Genomic DNA, 24321 nt, shown 5'->3' with positions numbered 1-24321 from the left:
TAGAGTAGGGAATTTAATCTCACCTTAGTTGGGTGCTTACGCGGTAGTTCTTCATGGCTTACTTATTTCTTCTGCACATAGAATTGAAACATTCCGGCAAAGATTGTGGGGTGCTGTTCTTCAAAACGTTGCCAATTTTGCAATTCCGTTAAGGAGGAGTCATTAGGGAATGTGTTTCGATATTCGTTCCGCGTCGTTTCAGGTAAAACAAATCCCAGGAACGACAGATTTTCCCGTTGTATGAAGGTTTTCAACTCGTTCGGTTCATATTGGGTTTCCTGAACGTGGAACAGCAGGTCCCGACAACCGCTTAACGAGTAAAAATCCTGGCTGGATAAAATGCCTTGAAAATCATAAGGCATTCTTCCTTCCAATATGGCTTGTCTTAAGGTCCGGATACCACGCGCAGACGCGGGTAAGTCATAGTCCTGAATCACCTGGCGCATCTGTCGAACAATCTTGCGTGCACGGTAGCTATACAACCCCAGTTTTAGTAAGCCGCGTTTGTGAAGTTTCCGATTAAGTACCGCTAAACCCGCTTCCGGGTTTTTCATGTGGTGCAGAACACCCGAACACTCAATTACATGAAACGACTCTTCCAGTTGATCGAGTTCAAGGATGTCAGCACATAAAAAGCGGATGTTTTTTATGCCCAGTTCAGTCGCCTTGCGTTTCGCATAAGCCAGCGATCGTCTGCTTAGATCCACGGCTAAAACATCGACGTTGCGGAAATACTGCGCCACTTTCAAAGCATGTTTGCCGGTCCCACATCCGGCGATGAGCACGTTGATGGTACCCATGTTAAAAAATTCTGGCGCTCTGAATCCAACCAGTTCTCGTTCTAACGCACGACCATAGTTTGTTGGCGTGTTGTAGCCCAAGTGCAGCCAACGAGGGTATGGGTTTTCTTCATATTGATTTTTCACGTTTAAAGAAACCGGATCCGAAATGTGACTTAATTGCGGAATACGTTTCGCTAATTCAATTTCTTTCAGCACACTGAATACGGCATGTGACACATATTGCTGTAGGTAGTCTGGCCAACTTTCAACACGTGTGCTTTGAATCGCGTTCACGCTTTGCATTCGCGACAAAGGTTCATACATAGCATACAGAACGATTAGATGTGCTATTTCAGCTATATATTCTGGGCGCTGTTCACCTACATCTTCAATCAGGTTTCGCAACGCAAGGATGATGTCCTTCTCGCTTTCGTCATAGGCATAAACATGTTCATTATGTTCAGCGTGTAAGGCCAAATGGGACGACAGGCGAAGCAGGGCGCGGTCACTGTATTCACTGGCGATACAATTGAGCAGGACTTGTTTGCGAATCAGAGCAATGAACTTTTCCAGAGCATTATCGGTAAAATATATTTTCCCCAGCGATAGGGACAGCATCTTGTCTTTCGCCAAGTCCTGAATGTCAATGACCGCGTTTTGGTCGTATAACCGATACTTATGCTTCAGCAATGACATCACCAATGGGGCTAGCGCCTGGTGATTAACTTGTGTCATGCTCAACCAACGAATTACATCCTTCTCCAGTTCCGGCTGATAATAGTCGGCCTGTATCAGTGGCAGAATTTCAAACAGTTTCGCTTGAATGTGTTGGTCATCTGGATGAACCTGGAATAGATTTCGGTAAGCCTGAAAAGCATCGACTACACGCCCTTTTTGCGCCAGGGTGTAGGCAATTGAGGTAGCTGCACGTGTCCCCCTTGGGGCAATATCCAGCGCTTTTGCGAAACAGGAAAGCGCTTCATCATGTCTTTTTTGAGCGAGTTTTACGTGGCCCAGTGAATACCAGCATCCTGCATCTTTGGCGCTATTCTGCAGCGCCTCAGATAAGTGATGTTCCGCCAGCTGATAAAAACCTTCATCGAGTGCAATACGACCTAATAGGTTCAGAGCGACCGTTCGGGATGAATCGAAAGCGCGTAACTGATTGGCAATGTCTTTTGCATGCCCACGGTGAAGAACCGTTTGCTCGCTGCGAGTTTTTGAATTCAGGCTCTTCTCATAGTGATAAAGCGCTCTGCGCTGTAGGTTCTTCAGCGTTTTTGGATCAAGCGTTTGACCTGCTTTTAAGTCTAGCAGCGAATCATCCGTTTCTGAGTGTGTTCGTAATGCTTGTGCCATAAGAGGGCCCTGTCTTTTTGCTGTTTTTTGCCGTTTTTTGCGGAAAACGGAAATTATTCACCTCATTTATCCGCGATACGTTGGCTATTTTCCATACAGCAATGCCTGTGCCACCCCTGCTTCCGCTGCCAGCCACATCAATTTTCTTACTGGAATGTTGACGAAAAATTACTAAAATTTTTGCCGGACCTGCCGATAACTCGTCTAAGCTCATGCGTGCAACGTACTTCCGCTCAGGAATGCATCGTTCCGTTGGGCTCGCCATCCACTGGTTCTGAAAAGACATTTCAAGAGGTAACACCATGTATGCACAGGGTATAAAAGAGTATCAGTCTGTCGGCACTCAAACGTCTATTGTGGATGCTGATCCCCATCGCCTGGTTCAATTATTATTTGAAGGTGCCACTGCACGGATATCCTCAGCAAAAGGTCATATCGAGCGGAAGCAATACGACAAAAAAAGCAGTCAGATTAATTCGGCCATCAATATCATTGGTGGACTGCAGGAAAGTCTGAACTTTGATGCGGGAGAGCTGGCTTATAACCTCGAAAAACTATACGACTATATGATTCGACGACTGTTCGAAGCTAATGTTCGCAACAGTATCGAAATGCTCGATGAAGTAAACGGACTACTATTGCAGATTAAATCCGCCTGGGATGAAATTCGTGACCAGGCATTGGAAACATTAGGTGGCAATCAGCCAAAATAGTTTCGACCGATAACTTCACCCGACGGTTCTGACATTTTGCCGCAACCGTCGGCTATCTAATCTTGTTTAATTTCTGAGCATCGTTCAATTATTAGACACTTCTTAACCCTCATTTCTAACCAATACTTTTTCTGGCGTAGTGACAAAAAAACTCAGTCAGTTATTTGACTAAATGTAAATTTGAGTCTTAACTTGCCCCTAACACTCGAAGCCAAAATATTGACGGCGTTCGAAAATATATTAATAGTCTTGTCCAAGTATTTGAGAGTAGGGAGCATTTTACATGTGGAGAGAAATCAAACTGTTGCTGGTCGATAATAACGATCAGCGTCGACATGATTTGAAAGTGATTCTCGACTTTTTAGGTGAAGAAAATGTAGTAGTGGATGGGGCGCAATGGTTGGAAACTGCCAAACAAGAGGTAGAAAAAACCAGTGAAATCGTAGGAATTTTAATGGGTGATGTCGGGCAGGCTCTTAATCGCGCGGTCGAATCGATCCGGGAATGGGATCCTGGGCTTCCTATTATCCTACTCGGTGATCATCCGGAAAGTGAGTTATTGGACGATGATTTACGCTCCCGAATTATTGCCAAAATCAATTTTCCTCCAACGTACAACAAACTGCTGGATACCTTGCATCGAGCCCAGATGTACCGTGAACAATATGATTTGACGCGTGGACGTGATCAGCGCCGCGAAATAAACCTGTTCCGTAGTTTGGTCGGCAGCAGTCGTAATGTGCAAACCGTCCGCGAGATGATGGCTCAAGTGGCTGATAAAGAAGTCACGGTGCTAATTACTGGTGAAAGTGGTACTGGTAAAGAAGTAGTTGCCCGTAATCTGCACTACAATTCGCATCGTCGTCATAAGCCCTTTGTCCCGGTTAACTGTGGCGCCATTCCGGCAGAACTGATTGAGAGTGAATTATTTGGTCATGAAAAGGGTGCTTTTACAGGGGCAATTACTTCACGGGCGGGCCGCTTCGAAATGGCCGAAGGAGGGACACTGTTCCTCGATGAAATTGGTGATTTGCCGTTGAACATGCAGGTAAAGTTGTTGCGTGTGTTGCAAGAACGTACTTTTGAGCGCGTTGGTGGGTCAAAAACCTTTACCGCTGATGTACGTGTGATCGCCGCTACTCATAGAAATTTGGAAGAGATGATTGAGAAAGGCGATTTTCGTGAAGACCTTTACTACCGCCTCAATGTGTTCCCAATTGAAATGCCAGCTCTAAGGGAGCGACATGAAGATATCCCCTTGTTGTTAAACGAACTGGTCTCGCGCTTGGAAAATGAGAAGCGCGGATCTATCCGTTTTAATTCTGCAGCCATTATGTCGCTGGTTCAGCACGATTGGCCGGGCAATGTTCGTGAAATGGCTAACTTGGTTGAACGGTTGGTTATTATGCATCCTTACGGCGTTATTGGTGTTCAAGAGTTACCAATGAAGTATCGCCATGTCGATGAAATGGATGAAGACATTCTACCGAAATCCGTCATAGACGGTTACGAAGAATCGCGGCCGATGGCGATGCCAATGACAGAACAATCAGCAGCTTTGTTGCCGGTGAATGGTCTGGATCTTAAAGAATATCTAACCGATCTGGAACGCAATTTGATTCAGCAAGCGCTCGATGATGCGCAGGGTGTTGTGGCTCGCGCCGCTGAAAAACTGCATATCCGCAGGACGACACTGGTTGAAAAAATGCGTAAGTACGATATCAACCGCCGCGAAATGATGAACTGAATCCGATTGTTCCAATCGAAATAACCCCCCAAAAAGCCCTGTTTTAACAGGGCTTTTTTATGCCTTAACAACCTGTTTTATCGTCAGTTTCCTCGGTACTTAGTTTTAAAACAAAGCTGGCATTAGCTTTGCAATAAGTCATTTAACTGTCAAAGTTTTGAATGTATGCCTATGCAAGCGGTACCAGCAATTAAAAATTCAATGCCTTTATCTGAGTCTCCGACGTTGAATAAACAGTCGATCGAAGATTTGCAGAAAGCATTTACCGCCTTCACCTCAATGAGTGAGCAGCTGTCCGACAGCTACTTCGTTTTAGAAAAACGTGTCGTTGAACTCAGTGGTGAACTGGCAACGCTCTCAGAACAAAGGCTAAAAGAATTAAACGAAAAAGAACGTATTGCAGAGCAACTGGAAAGTTTACTGCGCTTAATGCCGGCTGCAGTGATTGTCTTGGATAATAAGGGGTTGATTCGACAAGTGAACCCGACAGCCGAGCAATGGATTCAATCTGCTCTGGGCGCCTCCGAAGCTGTCAATCTGCTAGGTCAGCCTTGGGCGCGAATTGTACGGGCTGTATTTGCTCCTAAGCAAACTGATTATCACGAAGTCAGTTTAAAAGATGGTCGTTTGGTGAACTTAGCAACCAGCGCGCTCGACAATTCCGGTCAGTTAATCATGATGACAGACCAAACCGAGACGCGTGCGCTGCAGGCGCAGGTTGCGCGTCAGGAACGACTGACCGCAATGGGCCAAATGGTAGCGTCCTTGGCCCATCAGATCCGAACCCCATTATCAGCCGCCATGCTTTATGCATCGAATATGAAAAATCCAGCATTGGATCGCGAGATGCAAATTCAGTTTGCTGATAAATTGGTGGGTCGATTGAATCATCTTGAAAAACAGGTTCAAGACATGCTGCTTTTTGTAAAAGGAGAAGCTCAGCTCATAAACAGGCTATCTGTCGCCAGCATCGTTGCTTTGTTGCAGGAGTCTGCTGCTGGGTTGCCGAATTCACAGTTCTCACGTATTCGTTGGTCAGTCGCGGCTCCAGACGCTCACATACAGTGTCAGGCGGATACTTTAATCAGCGCTTTTATGAATATCATTAATAACGCTCTTGAAGCAACATCGGGTTCGGACAGCTTGATTAAAGTTAGCGCTTTACCCAATGGCGAGCACATTGAATTTGTTTTTAAAGATGAAGGTCCAGGATTAACGCCACAGCAAATCGAAAAAATTCAAGAACCTTTTTTTACCACTAAAAGCTATGGCACCGGGCTAGGTATTCCTGTGCTGATCGCTACCATTAAGGCCCATAACGGCAAGTTGAAGATTTTCAGTGAGCCTGGAACCGGAACCGAATTTCGGGCGTATTTGCCTGTTTTTCTTGAGAGGTAATCGCAGTGAAGTTATTAATCGTGGAAGATGATGCCAATTTACGTGAAGCAGTGACTGACACTCTAGCGCTACATGGTTACAAGACAATTGCTGCGGACTGCGGTGAAGCAGCGATCCAGAAACTGAAGGATCATTCGTTCGATTTTATCGTTTCAGATGTCAGTATGCCGGGAATCAGTGGTCATGAACTGCTTGCCCATGTAAGGCAGAATTATCCGCAAATCCCGATGCTGTTGGTCACGGCCTATGCGGCAGTGGATCGAGCGGTCGATGCCATGCAAAATGGGGCAGTGGATTACCTGGTAAAGCCATTTGCACCAGAACAACTGATCGAGTTGATCGAACAACATGGTCCAGTGAGCAGGAAACAGGCGGATGAGCCCGTTGCTTTTGACGCCTCTAGTCAACATGTTTTGGCTCTGGCGAGAAAAGTAGCGAACAGTGACAGTACCATTTTAATCAGCGGTGAATCCGGCACTGGTAAGGAAGTCCTGGCCCGATATATACATACGCACTCAGATCGATTAGACGGTCCTTTTGTGGCTATTAACTGTGCTGCCATCCCGGAAAACATGTTGGAAGCCACCTTGTTTGGTCATGAAAAAGGAGCCTTTACTGGAGCGGTGAACAGTCAGCCCGGGAAGTTTGAACAGGCCAATGGGGGGACATTGCTGTTAGATGAAATATCGGAAATGGATTTAAGCCTCCAAGCTAAATTGCTGCGTGTTCTGCAAGAAAAAGAAGTTGAGCGAATTGGTGGTCGAAAAATAATCAGCTTGGATGTTCGGGTGTTGGCCACAACGAACCGTTCTTTGGTTGAAGAAGTTAAAGCTGGCCGATTCCGTGAAGACCTTTACTATCGCTTGAGTGTGTTTCCGTTGTCTTGGCAACCGCTGCGTCAACGAAAAGCCGATATCATTCCTCTGGCAGAAAAGTTGTTGAAAAAGCACGCCAAAAAAATGCAGAAAGTTGGTTTGGCTTTAGATGAAAGCGCAAGATCGGCGTTGTTGGCACATCATTGGCCTGGCAACGTACGTGAACTGGACAACGCAATTCAGCGAGCCCTCATTTTGCAAAGCGGCACTTTTGTAACTTCGAATGATCTTGGAATCAGCGGAGAGCATCTGATCGACTTTGAACCTCGTCGCGACCAATTGACCTTGGGACAGGAGAATGTAGACCACTACGAATCAACAGAGCAGTGTGACGATCCAAGCACGAGTCGTCAGGACAATATACATGTAGGTTTAAAGCACAAGGAGTTTGAGCTTATTCTCGATGCATTACGTATTCATAATGGGCGCAAAAACAAAGCGGCAGACTACTTAGGTATTTCATCCAGGACATTACGTTATAAACTGGCCAGGATGCGCGACCTCGGTATGGATGTTGATTCGGCCATCGCGGAAATCCGCTAGCACCTTTTCACATCTCTGTAATTTCATTGACCGGCTGCTTGCCGGTTTTTTTTAAACCTTAAAGGCAACTCTAGAACGTTAATCTAACTCTGGATTAAAGAACGAGCTAAGAGCAAGGCGAAAGTTTTAAACCCTGGCAGGCTAAGTTAAGAATTTTCAACAAAGGCATAAGGTCGCTCCTAAGTCCCCAAAGGGCGCAGGCTAGCGATGCACAAAACTTCGTTAAACACTTTGAAAAGAACCCGTCATTCCCTTCAGTGTTTGCCTTGTTTTACACGCTGCTCTTACTCGCGCAGAGATCGACGGACTTCTTAGAGATACCCTTAATTTGTCACTCTTCGCTCGTCACAATCATGGCTTCTTGATGTGGGCAAAACAACGAGAAAACGGAAATTGTCGAAATAGCGGAAAAAGTTGGCCTGTCCTTTGCAAATTCCTTCCTGAGAGCGGAAGTTTTTTTAAATAGCGACTGAATCTTGTCAAAGTCAGCAAGAATTTAAACAAACCTTCGGATAAATAGACTGAAAATTGACGCAGGTCGAGGTGGGTATGGTAGATCGAGTTGACATACAGGGCGTTCTGGAACAAATGCGATCGTTGCGCAGCCAGGTTACGCCGCCTACTCAGCAAACTACGGGTGAAAGCCAGTTTGCAAATACCATTGAACAAATGCGCAAACAGATAAACAACGCAAATGAAGTCTCGGGCGTCTCCGGCAGTAGTGGGGTGCAGACAGATACCCAACATGCGGTAACACCTACCGGTGATGTGCCGTCTTTCGGTGACATGTTCAAGTCTGCTGTGGACACAGTAAACGACAATCAACGAGCCGCAAAAGAGTTGTCGACTCGTTATGAAATGGGTGACCCGAAAGTAGATCTTCCAGAAGTTATGATTGCGTTACAGAAATCCAGCGTGTCTTTTCAAGCCATGACTCAGGTACGCAATAAGATGATTGAAGCGTACAAAGAAATAATCAATATGCCACTCTAATGTGGCCTGCCAAGATAGGCTGAATCAACATGACTGAAAACGTACCCGCCGCTACAGGCACCGAAATGTCCACTGCATCTAGCGGTAACCAATCAGTTTCAGCGCCTGCAAACAGCAGTACCGCGATGGCAACTGAGCGGTCAGATCTGATGGAAAAAGATGATTCGGGCGTTTCCCGTTTGCATCCATTAGTTGTCGGTTTTAACAAACTGACGATGATGCGTCAGTTTGGTTTGCTTATTGGGTTGGCCGCGAGTATTGCGTTGGGATTAGGCGTGGTTCTCTGGTCTCAGAAAGACTCTTATCGTCCGCTGATGAACAGCACAAACAGTTATGACGCCCGCGAACTCATTGAAGTATTGCAGGCAAATAAAATAGATTTCGACATTGAACCTGCTAGCGGTATTTTGTTGGTAAAGCAGGCTGATCTTCACCAGGCAAGGTTGGCGGTTGCTGGTGCTGGCCTATCAGATGATCAAACCGTTGGTTATGAATTACTTGATCAGTCTCAACCTTTGGGGCAGTCGCAGTTCATGGAAAACGCGCGTTACCTGCGCAGCCTAGAAGGCGAACTGGCGCGCACAATTTCATCCATCAATCAGGTTAAGACGGCTCGAGTACATTTGGCAATTCCCAAGCGATCTGTGTTTGTCCGTGATCAGCGCGAGCCGACTGCATCGGTGTTTACTGAGCTTTATGCCGGAGCAGAACTGGACAAAGATTCGGTTAAAGCGATTCGCAACCTGGTCTCTACATCCATTCCAGAATTGAAAGATGAAAATGTATCCATCGTCGACCAACGCGGCCGGTTGTTGAGTGACGATGATCAGAATATCGAAGAAGAGATGACCAACCGCCAGTTTGAATATCAACGCAAGGTTGAAGAGAATCTGTTGGCACGAGTTAATTCCATTTTGTCGCCCATAATTGGTAGCGATAAATTTCAAGCAGAAGTGTCAGCCGATATCGACTTTACCAAAGTGGAGCAGGCAGAAGAGCTCTACAATCCCGATTTGATCGCCAAACGCAGCGAACAGACCATTAAGGAAGAACGTATTGGTGAGAATAACGGCGGCATCCCCGGAGCGTTGACAAACCAGCCTCCCACAGATGCAGAAGCACCAGAAGATGCAGCAAATGCCGGCAATGCCTCAGAACCGCCTAAATCCAGTCGAGATGAAGCTACGATCAATTACGAAGTCGATAGAACACTGAGCTTTACCCAGTTCCAACAGGGCCGTGTACGTCGGTTAACGGTAGCAGTGGTCGTGGATGACATTCAAACGACCGACCCAAATACGGGTGATACAGTCAGTCAAGCGTGGGATGAAGCCTCGATTGCCCGACTAAGAACACTGGTTCAGGACGCAGTAGGCTACGATGCCAGCCGTGGCGACAGTATTAACGTCATCAATTCGGCGTTTTTGGCCGGAGATGAGTCCATTGAACAACCACCGTTTTACGCAGAACCCTGGTTCTGGGAAATCGCAAAACAGCTCCTGGCGGGACTTTTTGTACTAATCTTAATATTCGGGATTCTGCGCCCGGCCGTGCGTAATCTTCTGGCCAAAGGCGAAGATGAACAACAGGAAAGCTTAGAGGATGCCGCCTTGGCCCAGCTTGATGTTGATGAAGATATGATTGCGGACGATCGGGTAACTCTGAATACCGTTGACGAATATTCGTTGCCGGGCCCGTCTGAAAGCTTTGAGCGTCAATTAGACGCATTACGCGGATTAATCGCTGAAGATCCGGGTAGAGTCGCGTTAGTCCTGAAGCGTTGGATAATGAGTAATGACTGAGAATAATCGAAATTTACCAGTACAGTCCGATGTTTCCAGCTATGAAAAAGTGCTGGATGGTGTTCCTCTGCAAACGCGGGCAGCAATGTTATTGATGAGTATTGGCGAAGCCGACGCAGCCGAAGTATTAAAACACCTGGGGCCAAAAGAGGTTCAAAGGGTGGGTACTTCCATGTCATCCATACCGGAAGTCAAGCAGGAACAAATTGAAGGTGTTGTACGATTATTCCTAGAAGAAGTCGGTGGCCAAACCGGGCTGGGTATCGGCGCGGACGAATACATCCGTAATATGCTGACCAAAGCCTTGGGGGAAGACAAAGCGGCTGGTTTGATCGACCGTATCCTGTTGGGTGGTAATACCACTGGTCTTGACACATTAAAGTGGATGGAGCCACGAGCTGTTGCTGACATTATTCGCAACGAGCATCCGCAGATTCAAACCATTGTACTGGCGTACCTCGAACCGGACCAAGCCGGTGAAGTCCTCGCACAATTTCCGGAAAAAGTACGCCTAGATATTGTTATGCGTGTCGCCGCATTGGAAAGTGTTCAGCCGGCCGCATTACAGGAACTCAACTCTATTCTTGAAAAGCAATTCTCGGCCAGCGCTGGTACTCAATCGCAAACGTTGGGTGGCGTAAAAACCGCGGCCGAAATTATGAACTTCCTCGAATCGAGCATTGAAGCAGAGATTATGGACGGTATTAAAGAGGTGGATGAAGATCTGGCCAACGAGATTTCAGACTTGATGTTTGTCTTTGATAATCTGATTGATGTCGATGACCGTGGCATTCAAAGTCTGCTTCGTGAAGTATCAACCGATTCACTCAAAATTGCCTTACGTGGCGCAGACAGTGACCTCGCTGACAAGATACTCGGAAATATGTCCAAACGTGCTGCCGAAATCCTAAAAGACGATATGGAAGCCATGGGGCCGGTTAAAGTGTCAGAGGTTGAACTGGCTCAGAAAGAAATATTGGGTATTGCGCGTCGGATGTCAGACTCAGGTGAAATTGTCCTGGGTGGCGCCGGCGGTGAAGAAATGTTGTAACGCTTATGTCGTCTTCCAACAAATCCATATTGCGACACAATAAGGTACCTAACGTTGAGAATCTTGAACTGCCCAGTTGGGATCGGCACGGAAATCTCATAACGAAAAAAAAGAAACCACAACCGTTACCGACCAAAGTAGAAGATGTTGTTGAAACAAAAGTTAGTCTCCCAACATTGAAAGAAGTCGAAGCCATTCGCGAGGATGCTTATAACGAGGGTTTCGAGCAAGGCTACGAAACAGGAATGACCCAAGGACAACGAGATGGGCTCACGGCCGGAAAGAAAGAAGGCTATGATGCCGGATACCAAGAAGGGCTGACGGCCGGTACCACGGCCGGTCGCGAACAAGCTTTAGCCGAAGAACGCGTAAAAACGGACGATAAACTAACGGTCTTAGAAAGCGTGTCCGCCGAGTTAAAAAATCAAATTGCGACAGAGCAGCATGAACTGGAGCAGGCATTGCTGTCCTTGTCTGTGCGCATTGCCCGTCAGGTCATTCAAGATGAATTGCGGTTAAAACCCAACCATATCAGCGTAATTGTGCACGCTGCCGTACAAAGCCTGCCAAACCCAGATGAGAAATTAACGGTGCTGTTGAATCCGGATGAAGTGGATTTTGTTAAAACCTTTGCCGATTCGCATTGGACGCTGGTAGCCGATGACAGCATCACCACCGGTGGGTGTAAAGTAAAGAGTGGTTTCAGCTATGTGGATTACAGTCTGGAGCACCGGTTCGATAATGCGGTTAACCACCTTATATCGCACCTTGAGCATGTTGACGAACAGAAAGTTAAGTCTCCGATATCATCCGATTATTTGATGCGCACAGGGCACTCAGATGAATCTACCGTCACGCTTGATGAAAATATCGATGCGGGCGATGATCCTCAACCGGCTGAAACGGCAACCGACGAGATGGCCGATCCTGCCGACGTCATCGAAAATAACGACGATACCGTTCTGAAAACGACAGACGAATCATCCTCATATGTTGAACCCGAATCTGAACCAGAACCTAAAGCCGAAACCGTTTCGTCAAGTGACCAACAGGTGGTATTTAAAGATCACGATACAAACTTGGCTGTTGAGCCGGAAGATTCTTCAGTGGCAGGCGAATCTACGTCAATTTCGCCAGATAGCTCTACGACACAAGTATCTGCGGATAAACCAGAACGTGAAGCGCTGCTCGATGATCAATCTCTACACCAAACTGATCAGGCATCTGCACCTGTTGAACCTGTTGATAAAATCTTCGAGTCGGACACCGTCGAAAACGTCTCACAAACATCTAGTATGCCTGAAGAGTCTGGTGATGATGTCAGCAATGCATTTGAGTCGACTATTCAAACACCGAACAAGAAGGCCTTTGAAGAAGCCGCAAATGCCCCTGAGGTGACGGGAGACGACAGCGAATCTGGAATAACAACCGAAGCCACCGAACCTGGCGATAAGGACGGTCATGAGCCAAACACCACTGACTGATTTCATTGCCGGCTGTGAAGCTTGGGTACCCGGTAAAGACGAACCGGTTTGTCAGGGTCGCTTGACCCGTATGGTGGGGCTAACTTTAGAAGCGGTTGGCTTAAATGCCTCCATCGGGCAGCGCTGTTTGGTGGTAGACAGTCGGCAGAGCATTGAAGCCGAAGTCGTGGGGTTTCATGACAACCAAACCTTTCTCATGCCGGTTGAAGCCGTGCATACCCTGCGCGCGGGTGCACGTGTTGTTCCGTTAGAGTCGGCTAATGAACTGGTTATTGGTGATGAATTACTGGGGCGGGTAGTCAATGGCTTTGGTGAACCTATTGATGGCAAGGGGCCATTGCACTGCCGAGCGCAACAAAGTTTGAATGGCGAGTACATCAATCCTTTGCACCGCGCACCTATTCGGGAGCCTCTTGATGTCGGCATTCGCTCCATTAATTCCCTGTTAACCGTAGGGCGAGGCCAGCGTTTAGGCTTGTTCGCTGGTTCCGGCGTCGGTAAATCCGTTTTGCTCGGTATGATGACCCGGTTTACTAACGCAGACATCACGATTGTGGGGTTGATTGGCGAACGAGGACGTGAAGTAAAAGAGTTTATCGAAGAAATACTCGGCGACGAAGGCTTGGCCCGCAGCGTTGTCGTGGCTTCTCCGGCAGATGATGCGCCGCTGCTGAGATTACGGGCAGCACAGTACACTACCGCAATTGCAGAATATTTTCGGGCACAGGGTAAATCTGTTCTGTTGTTGATGGATTCTCTGACTCGGTATGCTCAAGCACAACGGGAAATCGCCTTGGCGATTGGCGAACCGCCGGCAACGAAAGGGTATCCGCCTTCAGTTTTCGCCCGTATCCCGCAGTTAGTCGAACGTGCCGGTAATGCACAACAAGGCGGCGGTTCCATTACTGCGTTCTATACCGTGCTAACGGAAGGCGATGACCAGCAGGACCCCATTGCTGACTCGTCACGAGCCATTTTGGATGGCCACTTCGTGTTAAATCGAAAACTGGCAGAGGAGGGGCACTATCCGGCTATTGATATTGAACAAAGCATTTCACGAGTAATGCCGCAGGTTATCAGCGAAGAGCACCTGAAGTTGGCGCAACAGGCTAAGCAGTTGTGGTCTTTGTATTCTCAGAATCGGGATCTGATCTCTATTGGCGCGTACAACAAAGGCAGCAATCATGAAATTGATCGGGCGATTGCGCTGTACCCAACCCTCCGGGATTTCCTCCGACAGGGCTTGAAGGAGCAAGTGCCTTTTGAGCCTTCCGTGCAGTTACTTAAAGGTGTTTTAGGGGCCAGTGCTCCCGCCACTGCAACGGGTAATCGCCAAGCCATGGCCGGCGGTCGCCCGATTCGTGGTAAGAGAACGGTTTCTGATTCATGAGTCGTGCAGGGCGATTGGAAATCGTCATTCGGCTGGCCAAACAACGCGAAGATCAGGCTAGCCAAGCCTTGGCGCAGGTCAGAAACCAGATTGAATTGGAAGAAAAACGACTGGAGGAACTCCAGCAATACCAGCAGGAATACCGGGGTTATTTGAATCAACAGGGTGCTGAAGGTATCAGCATGCAGCAATGGCGCAGAACTCAGGGCTTCATTGATCAGCTCGAAGATCTTTCTAGCCGTCAACAGCAAACCATCATGTCTTGGCGTCAAAGAGAGCAGCAGGTTCTCGATAAATGGCGTGAACTCTATCAGCGTCGAAAAAATATTGCGCAATATATCGATAAAATATCTATGGAAGAAGCAATAGCGGCCGATAAACAAGAACAGAAGCAAATTGATGAGCTGATTAACCAACGTTTCAGTTAATTTAAAGCACAACCATACTTGTCAGACTGGCAAGGCTGAAAATAGCGGCTAATCTAATTTTTAACGTCTGTCCTTGGATGAAACTGTGGCCTCAATAACGATTCATTGCCCCCAACATCTCAATATCACCATGGTCGACGGCTTTAAGGAAACCCTGCAAGCCGCGCTCGATAAGGGAGGGGCGTGCAAATTAAATGTGGGGTTAGTTGAAAAGGTGGACTCCACCGGTTTGCAGTTGATGATTGCGTTTCGGAAGGCTCTCGTTCAACAAGGAGGTTCAGTTGAAGTAAAGGGCAAGTCAGAAGCGTTCGACATTGCCCTGGAAACGCTGGGCATGAAGCACTTGTTTTAAATAGATTACTTAGTCGGTAAAGATTGGAGAAACTCAATGAGTAAAATTCTGGCGGCTGACGATTCAGCCTCAATGCGTCAGATGGTGACCTTTACGTTGAAAGGAGCCGGATTCGATGTAACAGAAGCGGTGGATGGGGTTGATGCACTGAGTAAAGCTAAGAGTGGGGCTTTTGATTTGGTTCTTTCAGATGTAAACATGCCCAATATGGACGGCATTGAGTTAGTGAAGAACTTACGTGCACTACCCAATTACAAGTTCACCCCGATCTTGATGTTAACGACAGAGTCTGGAACAGACCGAAAGATGGCTGGTAAAGAAGCCGGTGCAACGGGATGGATCGTAAAGCCTTTTAACCCTGAGCAATTGCTCAGCACTATTAAAAGAGTACTCGATTAAAGCGTACGCGACCGTTCTTAAAACGACGCAAATTAAATGGGATGTGAATGAGCTGACATGAGCATTGATCTAAGCCAATTTCATCAGGTGTTTTTTGAAGAGAGTTTCGAAGGGCTCGACATTATGGAGAGCGGGTTACTCGAGCTTTCCCCGGATGCCGTAAACTCGGATGACATAAATACCATCTTCCGTGCTGCTCACTCAATTAAAGGTGGAGCGGGCACCTTTGGCTTTCAGCTAGTGTCCGACTTTACGCATGTGGTTGAAACTCTGCTGGATCAATATCGCGCGGGCTCAAGACCGGTCACTCAATCAGGAGTCGATCTTATCCTTGAGTCCGTAGATGTACTGCGTGCTCTGTTACAGGATCTTCAAGCGGGTAGCAGCCCAGACACCAGCGCGTCTGATGCGCTAAAAAAACAATTTGAAATATTCCTGTCCGCTGAGACCGAGCCCGAACCCTCTTCCTACAGTGAAGAACAATCCTCGTCGCAACGCGTAACACCAACGCAACTGGAATCGAATCCAGATTCAGCTGGTAGCGACTCGGGGCACTGGGCCATCGTTTTCAAGCCATCTGCTGATATTGTGCAAACCGGGAACGAACCGTTTCGGATAATTCGTGAATTGTCGGAATTGGGTACGGTATCTGTTCAGGTTCAAACCGACCGACTACCCGAATTCACGACTCTGGATCCTGAGCAGATCTTTTTGTATTGGCATATCCAACTCTATGCTTCCTGTACCAAAGAAGTGGTCTTGGAAGTGTTTGAATGGGTAATTGACGACTCAAAAGTCGACATTGAATGGGTAACCGATCAAGAGCTTGTGACGGTCGTCGACAACCAACAAACAGAATCTACCCAAGAAAGTGTAATGCCGGCTACCGAGGCTATCGGTATTGATACAGTACCAGACGAAACTACTGAGAATCAGCCGGGCGAATCGCAAAAGAGTATGGATTCAAAACCCGTACGGGCCGCTGCGGTAGAAACGCAATCAATCCGCGTCAGTATTGATAAAATCGATTCACTCATAAACATGGTGGGTGAATTGGTCATCACCCAATCGATGCTTGGGCAGATAGGGCATGATTTCTCCGTTGACAAGCTCCAGCGGTTACAAGAAGGGCTCATGCAGCTCGAACAAAATACTCGGGAAATGCAGGAAAGTGTCATGCGTATCCGCATGGTGCCCATCAGCTTTACCTTCAGTCGGTTTCCCCGATTGGTTCGTGATATCGCTAAAAAACTCGGTAAAAAAATAAACTTGCAATTGCTCGGGGAAAATACGGAACTGGACAAAACGGTCATGGAAAAAATTGGCGATCCACTGGTTCATATGGTTCGCAATTCAATGGACCATGGAATCGAAAGCCCTGAGCAACGGCTCGCTCATGGCAAGCCGGCGGAAGGCCAGCTAACCTTGAATGCCTATCATCAAGGTGGCTATATCGTGATTGAGATCAGTGACGATGGCAAAGGTATCGACCCTCAAGTGATCCGTAAAAAGGCGATTCAGAATGGCTTGATTGCGGAAGATGAGCAGTTGAGTGATCAACAGTTACAGGAACTGATATTTCACCCGGGTCTTTCAACGGCAGAAGCGGTCAGTGATCTTTCCGGTCGCGGTGTCGGGATGGATGTCGTGAAACGGAACATACAAGAATTGAAGGGAACCGTCGAACTTGTTTCAAAGGTCGGAGAAGGTTCGTTGTTCAGAATTAAATTGCCTTTAACCCTGTCGATTCTGGACGGACAACTCTTGCGCCTGGGCGATGAAACCTTTGTTCTGCCGTTAACCAGCATTATTGAGTCGATTGAAGTTCGTCGCGAACAGGTGAGTACCGTTGCTGGTGAAACAGATGTAATTGTGTTACGGGATGAATATGTACCAGTGGTCCGGCTGTATGAAGTGTTCAATATCGAACCGGTTAATAAGAGTCTTTTTGATGGCATTGTGGTGGTGGTGGAAAGTGCCAATCAGAAAATTGGGCTGCATGTAGACGACCTGTTAGCTCAACAACAGGTTGTGATTAAAAGTTTGGATACTAACTACAAACGCATAGAAGGTTTGTCTGGCGCGACGATTTTAGGTGATGGTACGGTCGCACTGATTGTCGATATAGCCGGCTTGTTGAATATTGTTGGCGATAAAATCGATCAGACTTCTGTTGCTATGAAAACGGCCAGTTAACGGGAGCAAAATGTGACTACTCAGAACCCTAAAAAAGCACAAGCCACAGACATGACCAACGAAGAAGCTCAAGCTTTGGTTGAGTCTCATGGTGAAGATCAATATCTGACGTTTGTGATGGATGATGAAGAATACGGTGTGGATATTTTAAGTGTTCAGGAAATTCGCGGATGGGAAAGAGCCACGAAAATCCCGAATTCGCCTGGCTATTTGAAAGGTGTTATTAACCTTCGCGGCACCATTGTTCCAATTGTCGACTTAAGAATTAAATTCAATCTGCCTAAGGTCGATTACACGCCGGTAACGGTCGTTATCGTCTTAAAACTGAATTTCGAAGCAGGGGAAAGAACCGTCGGAATTGTTGTCGATGCGGTATCCGATGTGTACAGCATTGGTGAAGATGAATTGAAATCATCACCGGATGTGTCGAATAAAAAGAACAGTCAATTCATTCGTGGCTTGGCGACTGTCAATGAGAAAATGGTGATTATTTTAGAGTTGTCAAAACTGTTGGATGACGACGAAATTATCAGAAATATCGACGAAAATTAGCCTTTAAGTCCTGTTCATTTTGGCCGATATCCTAAATAGTTTAAAAAGTTTCGCTTCGCGGAAGGGGTAAAAAACAATGTCCTTGGGTAATATTCTTCTTAAATTCAATCCAGTTAAGTCCGTGAATGTGCCCATAAAATTGGGCCTCAGTGCAGCACTTTCATTACTGTTGGTTGCTTTTTTAATCAGTCAAGTCGTGTCTAGTCAGTCGGAATCTATTCATTTTCGTTCAGCAGAGCTTCATGGCACTCAGTTTATCCCAACTCTGTATAAAATTGTCAGCCATACCCAGGTCGTTCGGGGTCTGACCAACAGTAAACTGAATGGAAGTGTCGGACTGGATGATCAGATTACCGTCAACAGGAACGCTGCCCTCGAAGGGTACGCCGACCTGGATAGACTGGTTCAAACCTATGGTGATATTGCCAACCTGCAAGCGGCTGGCGCCTCTTTACGTCGACAGTTCGAGTCTTTGAATAGCTCTGCCTTTAACGGAAACGCGGCAGCTGTCTTTTCTCAATACACTTCGCTTGTTGATGATCTCCGTGGGTTGATAGTTGCTGTTGGCAATGCCAGTAAACTGACACTGGACCCAGAACTCGATACGTTCTACTTGATGGACTATCTGATATTTAAGGCCCATGCAACGGCTGAATCGTTTGGCATTATGCGCGGTCGCGGAGCTGGTATTATCCAGTCAAACAATTACAGTACGGCTACATTAGTGCCGCTTGCCCGTTTTCTCGGTTCCGCAAATGCCGATGCAACAGTTACGTCGTTAGAAAGCGCAGTGGCGGAAAATTCAGCCATTGGCGCTTCACTCAATGGCCTTATTTCGGATATCCGTTTTGCACAAGACAAGTTCGGTGAACAGGTATTAACCATTGTAGAAAACGGTTATGCCTCCGTTGGCAGTGGTGATTTCTTCGCTATGGGTACCGACGCTATTTCAGTGCTATACCGGGGTGTCGGTATCGTGAACGATCAGCTGCAAACGCTATTAGAAGAGCGGATCGCTGAGAGTACTTCACGTCGTAATTTGGAATTGACGATTGTGATTCTTGTCGTGCTGGCCAGTGCCTATATTTTCATTACCACTATCGTATCTATCGTGGTCAGCCTACGCAGAACTCAAGATGTACTCAGCGCCATTTCCGAGAATGATTTCAGTAAAACATTGGTTGTGGACGGTAACGATGAATTTCAAGAGCTGGCAACTTCGCTGAATGAAACTCAGAACATATTGCAAACGAAAATTGAACAGGAACGCAAGCAGGCTGCGGAAACACAAACCATTAAAAACGCATTGGATGTTGCTGATACGCCTGTGATGATGGCCGACAACGATATGAATATCATTTATTTGAATCAGTCTGCCAAAAAAATGATGGACAAACGAGGTGAAACGTTGAAGACGGCTTTGCCGAGCCTTGATTATCGAAATCTGTTAGGCACCAATGTCGACCAGTTCCATAAAAACCCAGCCCATCAACGTAACCTTCTAGCCGATTTAACGACATCCTATCAATCGGAAATCAAAGTAGCAGGTTTAACTTTTAGCTTAACGGCCACACCATTGCTCGATGCCGAAGGCAAGCGGAACGGGACCGTCATAGAATGGAAGGATCTAACCGACGCTCGGGCGGCAGAGAATAAACTGGCCGTTGTTGCACAAGAAAATCAACGCATCAAGCAAGCCCTGGATAATGTATCTACGAATACGATGATCGCGGATTCAGATCGAACTATCGTGTATATAAACAAATCTGTACACACCATGTTGAAAAGCCGCGAGCGTGCGATTCAAGAGGTGTTGCCAAACTTCAGAGCGGATCACCTGATCGGTGAGTCGATGGATGTGTTCCATAAAAATCCAGCACACCAAAGGGGACTATTGGAGGGCCTCAATCAGACACATCGAGCCCAGATTCAGGTGGCGGATCTGCATTTCGGGTTAACCGCAAACCCCGTTTACGATGAGAATGGTGAACGATTAGGTACTGTCGTTGAATGGGAAGACAGAACAAACCAAGTCAACATTCAAATGGAAGTGGATGCATTAATCAATGCGGCCTCTCACGGTGATCTAAGCCGTCGTATTAGTGTCGAAGGAAAAGAAGGCTTCTTTGCGTCATTGAGTGAAGGTTTGAACCAACTGGTTGAAATATCTGAAGGAGTTGTGGCGGATACTGCTCGTGTTTTCAGTGCACTGTCTCATGGCGACCTGACTGAAGAGATTCATAAGCAATACGATGGTGCCTTTGGAGAATTGAAAAATGACGCCAACGCCACCGTTAATAAATTAACCGAAATTATAACCCAGATCCGGGAAGCCGCCAGTACCGTTAGTACAGGGGCCGATGAAATTGCACAAGGGAATGCGGACCTAAGCCAGCGCACAGAAGAACAGGCAAGTAGCTTGGAAGAAACCGCCTCCAGTATGGAAGAAATGACCAGCGCAGTTAAGAGCAGTGCCGACAACGCCGTGCAGGCAAACGAAATTGCCAGCCAGACACAGCGTTTGGCCAGTTCTGGCGGTGCTGTGGTTGAAAATGCCGTTAAGGCTATGGCCGAAATCAACGAGTCCAGTAAGCATATAGCTGACATTATCGGTGTCATCGATGAAATCGCTTTCCAAACCAACTTGCTGGCACTGAATGCCGCGGTAGAAGCAGCCCGAGCCGGTGAACAGGGGCGAGGGTTTGCAGTGGTTGCCTCTGAAGTTCGAAACCTGGCTCAGCGATCTGCCGGCGCTGCTAAGGAGATTAAAGACCTTATTCGCGATAGCGTAGACAAAGTTACCACGGGTTCTGAGTTGGTTAATCGGTCAGGTGAGACCTTGAAAGAGATTGTCGAGTCTGTGCAGAAAGTCTCTACCATGGTTGAAGACATCAGTAATTCTGCGAAAGAGCAAAGCAGTGGTATTGAACAGGTTAATAAAGCCGTGTCACAGATGGATGAAATGACGCAACAAAATGCGGCATTGGTAGAAGAAGCCACCGCTGCAGGTGAAGCTATGGCTGAGCAGGCGCGCAAGTTGATGCAGCAGATGGCTTTCTTCACTCTCAGCCATGACAAAGTTTCTGGTGGTAACTCTATGTCTTATGCACCACCGAGCCATCCGGTACCGAAGGCGACCGAAGTGGCTACGCCAGTGAGCCAGAAAAAGCATCAAGGCGGTGCTGATGTCAGCGACGAAGACGACGATTGGGAAGAATTCTAGGCAATAGACTGGTTGACGAATATTACTTTTCATCAATCGGACTAATTATGGAATCGCCCCATGGAAACATTTGAGCAACGTGAATTTCCAATGCGGGATGAGGACTTCTGGTCGCTCTCCCGCATTGCATATCAACACACCGGTATTGTGCTTGGAGAACATAAGAAAAACTTGGTTTATGGTCGTCTTTCACGTCGATTAAGACGACTGTCCTTAAAGAATTTTGCAGAGTACGTTGCTCTGTTGGAGTCGGGAAACCCAGAAGAATTTGATGAGTTCGTTAATACGGTGACGACCAATTTGACGTCTTTCTTCCGTGAGAACCACCACTTTGATTTTTTAAAAACGACGATATTTTCGGATTGGGTTCAATCGGGAAGGCCAAATTTTCTCATATGGTCTGCGGGTTGTTCCACTGGCGAGGAACCATACAGCATTGCCATCACCGTGACCGATCATTTCCCGAAGCCCAAAGCAGTGAAAATCCTGGCCACAGATTTAGATGCTAATGTATTACGCCATGCGCGAAATGGTATTTATGAGTACAGCAGAATAGAAGGGCTTGAGAAAAGTCTTCTCAGTCAGCATTTTCAACGAGACAAGCAATCAAACACCGTACTAGTGAAATCGCACTTGCGTGAAAAAATTGTGTTTAACCGGTTGAATCTGTTAGGCAATTGGCCAATGAAAAAAAAGTTTGATGTGATTTTTTGTCGCAATGTCTTGATCTATTTTGATAAGGAAACGCAAACCCGTTTGGTGGCCCGTTACGTAGATCAATTAAGCTCCCGGGGTTATCTGATAATTGGCCACTCTGAGAATATTACCCGCCTGAATACGGACCTTGAATTTGTTGGTCAGACTATTTACCGGCGCCGGACCTAAGGAGGAATCATGTGAGTCATAGTTTGCATCCTCCTCAACCACCGTTAGTACCTGGTTTTGAGCGTATTCGACGGTATTGGGACAGAACGCACAATTGTTGGGCGGCCAAAATTTTACCCGGGGAATTCTATGTGTCTCGTGGTGGTGAGTTAATCAGCACTGTATTGGGTTCTTGTGTCTCGGTTTGTATTCGAGATAAAGCCCTTGGAGTGGGCGGTATGAATCATTTCATGCTCCCGGAAGAGGGCGATTTCAGTTCGGTGAATTGGGGCTCTGACCCGAACAGTCGAATGGCACGATACGGCAACTGGGCCATCGAATTCCTGGTCAATGAATTGATTAAAATAGGTGCGCAAAAGAGCCGTTTTGAGGTCAAAGTTTTTGGTGGTGGGCAGGTAATTGCAAATATGAGTGATGTTGGGCAACGCAATATCCTTTTTACCTTTAACTATCTGCAACGAGAAGGGCTGTCTACTGTCGCCAGTGATGTCGGCGATGCTTTCCCAAGAAAGGTTATTTACTACCCTGAAACGGGTAAAGTTTTGATGAAAAAGCTGAAATCTCAGCATAACAATACTATTGTTGAAAGAGATCGCGCTTACATGCGAGAACTGGATAAAGAGAAAATTGTTAAGTCGGATATTGAATTGTTTTAACCAGGTAGAGCAGCCATGGTAAAAGTTCTGGTCGTCGATGACTCAGTGTTAATCAGACAGTTATTGTCAGAAATTTTATCCTCTGACCCTGAGATTCAGGTCGTCGGAACTGCCGCCGACCCGTTTATTGCCCGTGAAAAAATCAAACTGCTTAATCCAGATGTCATTACGCTTGATATCGAAATGCCCAAAATGGATGGCATTACCTTTCTTAAGAACTTGATGAGATTGCGACCCATGCCGGTCGTTATGGTATCTACGTTGACGCAGGCTGGAGCCTTGGTCACGTTGGATGCCCTTGAAATTGGTGCGGTGGATTACATTTCCAAGCATGAACTGGAAGGCAGCAATGTCGCCAGCGATATTTGTGCGAAGATTAAAACCGCGGCGACCGTCAAAGTTAACGCCTTTGACCCAGACCGGTTTACTCAAAAATCCAAGATTCGGGCGATTGATAAAGACGTTAAACTGTCCGATAAGATAATTGCCATTGGCGCTTCGACGGGTGGCACGGAAGCTATTAAAGATGTGTTATTACGGTTGCCTGGTCAGATGTCTCCCATAGTCATTACGCAGCATATTCCAGGTGCATTCAGTGCGTCTTATGCTCAACGATTGGATAGGGAATGTCAGATGAACGTTGTTCAAGCAACCGATGGTATGAAAATTACCCCAGGATATGCGTACCTGGCACCCGGAGACCGCCACTTATTGTTTCAACAAGGACCAAAAGGGCTGGTTTGCCGGTTAGGCGATGGACCTTTGGTAAACCGCCATAAACCCTCGGTTGAATGCATGTTCGATTCGTTGCGGGAAACCCACAACGGAAAAATCATCTCCATTATCCTCACTGGAATGGGGGCGGATGGGGCGGTTGCGATGAAGAGGCTAAAAGACGCTGGTCATACCTGTATTGTGCAAGACGAAAACAGCAGTGTTGTCTGGGGCATGCCCGGTGCGGCTTACGAACTTGGCGTTGTCACTGAAACGACTCCGTTGCTGAAAATACCCGACGCGATTTTAGCAGCACTGAAAAAGAAACCCTAAACAGGTGTTTGAAACTACGACAAATGCCGCTAATATGGCAGTCAGTAGACTGTGTCCATAAGTATGCTTGCCATTCTGGCAGGAATCCATTAAGCATCTACAATTAAAGAAAGTGACACAATTATGAGGAAAACGTATGGCCGTCACCGCGACAACAAATGGAAATTCGATCACAATTAAAGTATCTGGTCGGTTTGACTTCAGCTCTCACCAAGAGTTTCGACAGATATACGAAAGTGTTCCCGCCGATGTCACTCATTACACTGTAGACATGGCAGAGGCAACTTACCTCGATAGCTCCGCACTCGGTATGCTGTTGTTGATGCGCGATCACGCGGGTGGCGACAATGCTCAGATCGAAATCGTAAACTGCAACGAAGACGTGAAGAAAATTTTAACTATTTCAAACTTCGGCCAACTGTTCACGATTAGTTAAACGATCGTTT

General features: G+C 46.8%; 20 protein-coding genes. 19 read left to right on the top strand and 1 reads right to left on the bottom strand.

The features are described 5' to 3' along the window. Positions 1-62 precede the first annotated feature (62 nt). The gene (locus tag IYN85_RS06630; protein WP_196158027.1) at positions 63-2141 is read right to left on the bottom strand and encodes a class I SAM-dependent methyltransferase; all 2079 of its coding nucleotides are present in this window, start codon (positions 2139-2141) and stop codon (positions 63-65) included. Between the two features lie 302 nt (positions 2142-2443). Between IYN85_RS06630 and fliS the strand changes: the two genes are divergently transcribed. From fliS to IYN85_RS06535, 19 genes are all read left to right on the top strand, one after another. Then, a complete protein-coding gene (gene fliS, locus IYN85_RS06625; protein WP_196158026.1) occupies positions 2444-2854 on the top strand; it encodes a flagellar export chaperone FliS in 411 nt (136 codons plus the stop codon). 283 nt (positions 2855-3137) lie between these two features. Continuing rightward, on the top strand, positions 3138-4601 hold the full coding sequence (locus tag IYN85_RS06620) for a sigma-54 dependent transcriptional regulator (RefSeq protein ID WP_196158025.1): 1464 nt from the start codon (positions 3138-3140) through the stop codon (positions 4599-4601). A gap of 171 nt (positions 4602-4772) precedes the next feature. Then, the gene (locus IYN85_RS06615; protein WP_196158024.1) at positions 4773-5999 is read left to right on the top strand and encodes a PAS domain-containing sensor histidine kinase; all 1227 of its coding nucleotides are present in this window, start codon (positions 4773-4775) and stop codon (positions 5997-5999) included. Further along, positions 5999-7417, top strand: coding sequence for a sigma-54 dependent transcriptional regulator (locus IYN85_RS06610; RefSeq protein ID WP_196158506.1), 1419 nt, complete (start codon positions 5999-6001; stop codon positions 7415-7417). Before IYN85_RS06615 ends, IYN85_RS06610 begins: the two co-directional genes overlap by 1 nt. A 549-nt stretch (positions 7418-7966) precedes the next feature. After that, positions 7967-8410: a flagellar hook-basal body complex protein FliE gene (fliE, locus tag IYN85_RS06605; protein WP_196158023.1), complete on the top strand. Its 444-nt coding sequence runs from the start codon at positions 7967-7969 to the stop codon at positions 8408-8410. A gap of 29 nt (positions 8411-8439) precedes the next feature. Beyond that, positions 8440-10212 (top strand): flagellar basal-body MS-ring/collar protein FliF, encoded by a 1773-nt coding sequence (gene fliF / locus IYN85_RS06600; protein ID WP_230390507.1) that lies wholly within the window; start codon positions 8440-8442, stop codon positions 10210-10212. Continuing rightward, positions 10205-11263 (top strand): flagellar motor switch protein FliG, encoded by a 1059-nt coding sequence (gene fliG, locus IYN85_RS06595; protein ID WP_196158022.1) that lies wholly within the window; start codon positions 10205-10207, stop codon positions 11261-11263. Before fliF ends, fliG begins: the two co-directional genes overlap by 8 nt. A 5-nt stretch (positions 11264-11268) precedes the next feature. Continuing rightward, entirely contained in the window at positions 11269-12747 is a 1479-nt protein-coding gene (locus IYN85_RS06590; RefSeq protein ID WP_196158021.1) for a flagellar assembly protein FliH, read from the top strand. Continuing rightward, positions 12725-14137, top strand: coding sequence for a flagellar protein export ATPase FliI (gene fliI, locus IYN85_RS06585; protein WP_196158020.1), 1413 nt, complete (start codon positions 12725-12727; stop codon positions 14135-14137). The genes IYN85_RS06590 and fliI overlap by 23 nt, the downstream gene beginning before the upstream one ends. Continuing rightward, positions 14134-14565, top strand: a complete 432-nt coding sequence (gene fliJ / locus IYN85_RS06580; protein WP_196158019.1) for a flagellar export protein FliJ — start codon at positions 14134-14136, stop codon at positions 14563-14565. The genes fliI and fliJ overlap by 4 nt, the downstream gene beginning before the upstream one ends. A gap of 73 nt (positions 14566-14638) precedes the next feature. Beyond that, complete coding sequence (locus IYN85_RS06575; protein ID WP_196158018.1) at positions 14639-14917, top strand: lipid asymmetry maintenance protein MlaB; 279 nt, start codon at positions 14639-14641, stop codon at positions 14915-14917. Positions 14918-14953: 36 nt separating this feature from the next. After that, the gene (locus IYN85_RS06570) at positions 14954-15316 is read left to right on the top strand and encodes a response regulator (protein ID WP_196158017.1); all 363 of its coding nucleotides are present in this window, start codon (positions 14954-14956) and stop codon (positions 15314-15316) included. 57 nt (positions 15317-15373) lie between these two features. Next, positions 15374-17512, top strand: a complete 2139-nt coding sequence (locus IYN85_RS06565; RefSeq protein ID WP_196158016.1) for a chemotaxis protein CheA — start codon at positions 15374-15376, stop codon at positions 17510-17512. A gap of 12 nt (positions 17513-17524) precedes the next feature. Next, positions 17525-18064, top strand: a complete 540-nt coding sequence (locus IYN85_RS06560; protein WP_370592163.1) for a chemotaxis protein CheW — start codon at positions 17525-17527, stop codon at positions 18062-18064. A 76-nt stretch (positions 18065-18140) separates the two neighbouring features. Then, positions 18141-21287, top strand: coding sequence for a methyl-accepting chemotaxis protein (locus IYN85_RS26280; RefSeq protein WP_196158015.1), 3147 nt, complete (start codon positions 18141-18143; stop codon positions 21285-21287). Positions 21288-21347: 60 nt separating this feature from the next. Next, entirely contained in the window at positions 21348-22172 is an 825-nt protein-coding gene (locus IYN85_RS06550; RefSeq protein ID WP_196158014.1) for a protein-glutamate O-methyltransferase CheR, read from the top strand. An 11-nt stretch (positions 22173-22183) separates the two neighbouring features. Further along, complete coding sequence (gene cheD, locus IYN85_RS06545) at positions 22184-22828, top strand: chemoreceptor glutamine deamidase CheD (RefSeq protein WP_196158013.1); 645 nt, start codon at positions 22184-22186, stop codon at positions 22826-22828. A 15-nt stretch (positions 22829-22843) separates the two neighbouring features. Then, positions 22844-23875 (top strand): chemotaxis response regulator protein-glutamate methylesterase, encoded by a 1032-nt coding sequence (locus IYN85_RS06540; RefSeq protein ID WP_196158012.1) that lies wholly within the window; start codon positions 22844-22846, stop codon positions 23873-23875. 136 nt (positions 23876-24011) lie between these two features. Further along, positions 24012-24311 carry an STAS domain-containing protein gene (locus IYN85_RS06535; RefSeq protein ID WP_196158011.1) on the top strand — a complete coding sequence of 100 codons (300 nt, stop codon included), beginning with the start codon at positions 24012-24014 and terminating at the stop codon, positions 24309-24311. Positions 24312-24321 lie beyond the last annotated feature (10 nt).

Origin of the sequence: Reinekea sp. G2M2-21, assembly GCF_015687175.1 — a bacterium.
Taxonomy (GTDB): Bacteria; Pseudomonadota; Gammaproteobacteria; order Pseudomonadales; family Natronospirillaceae; genus Reinekea.
This window is presented reverse-complemented; position numbering and strand designations above follow the sequence as displayed.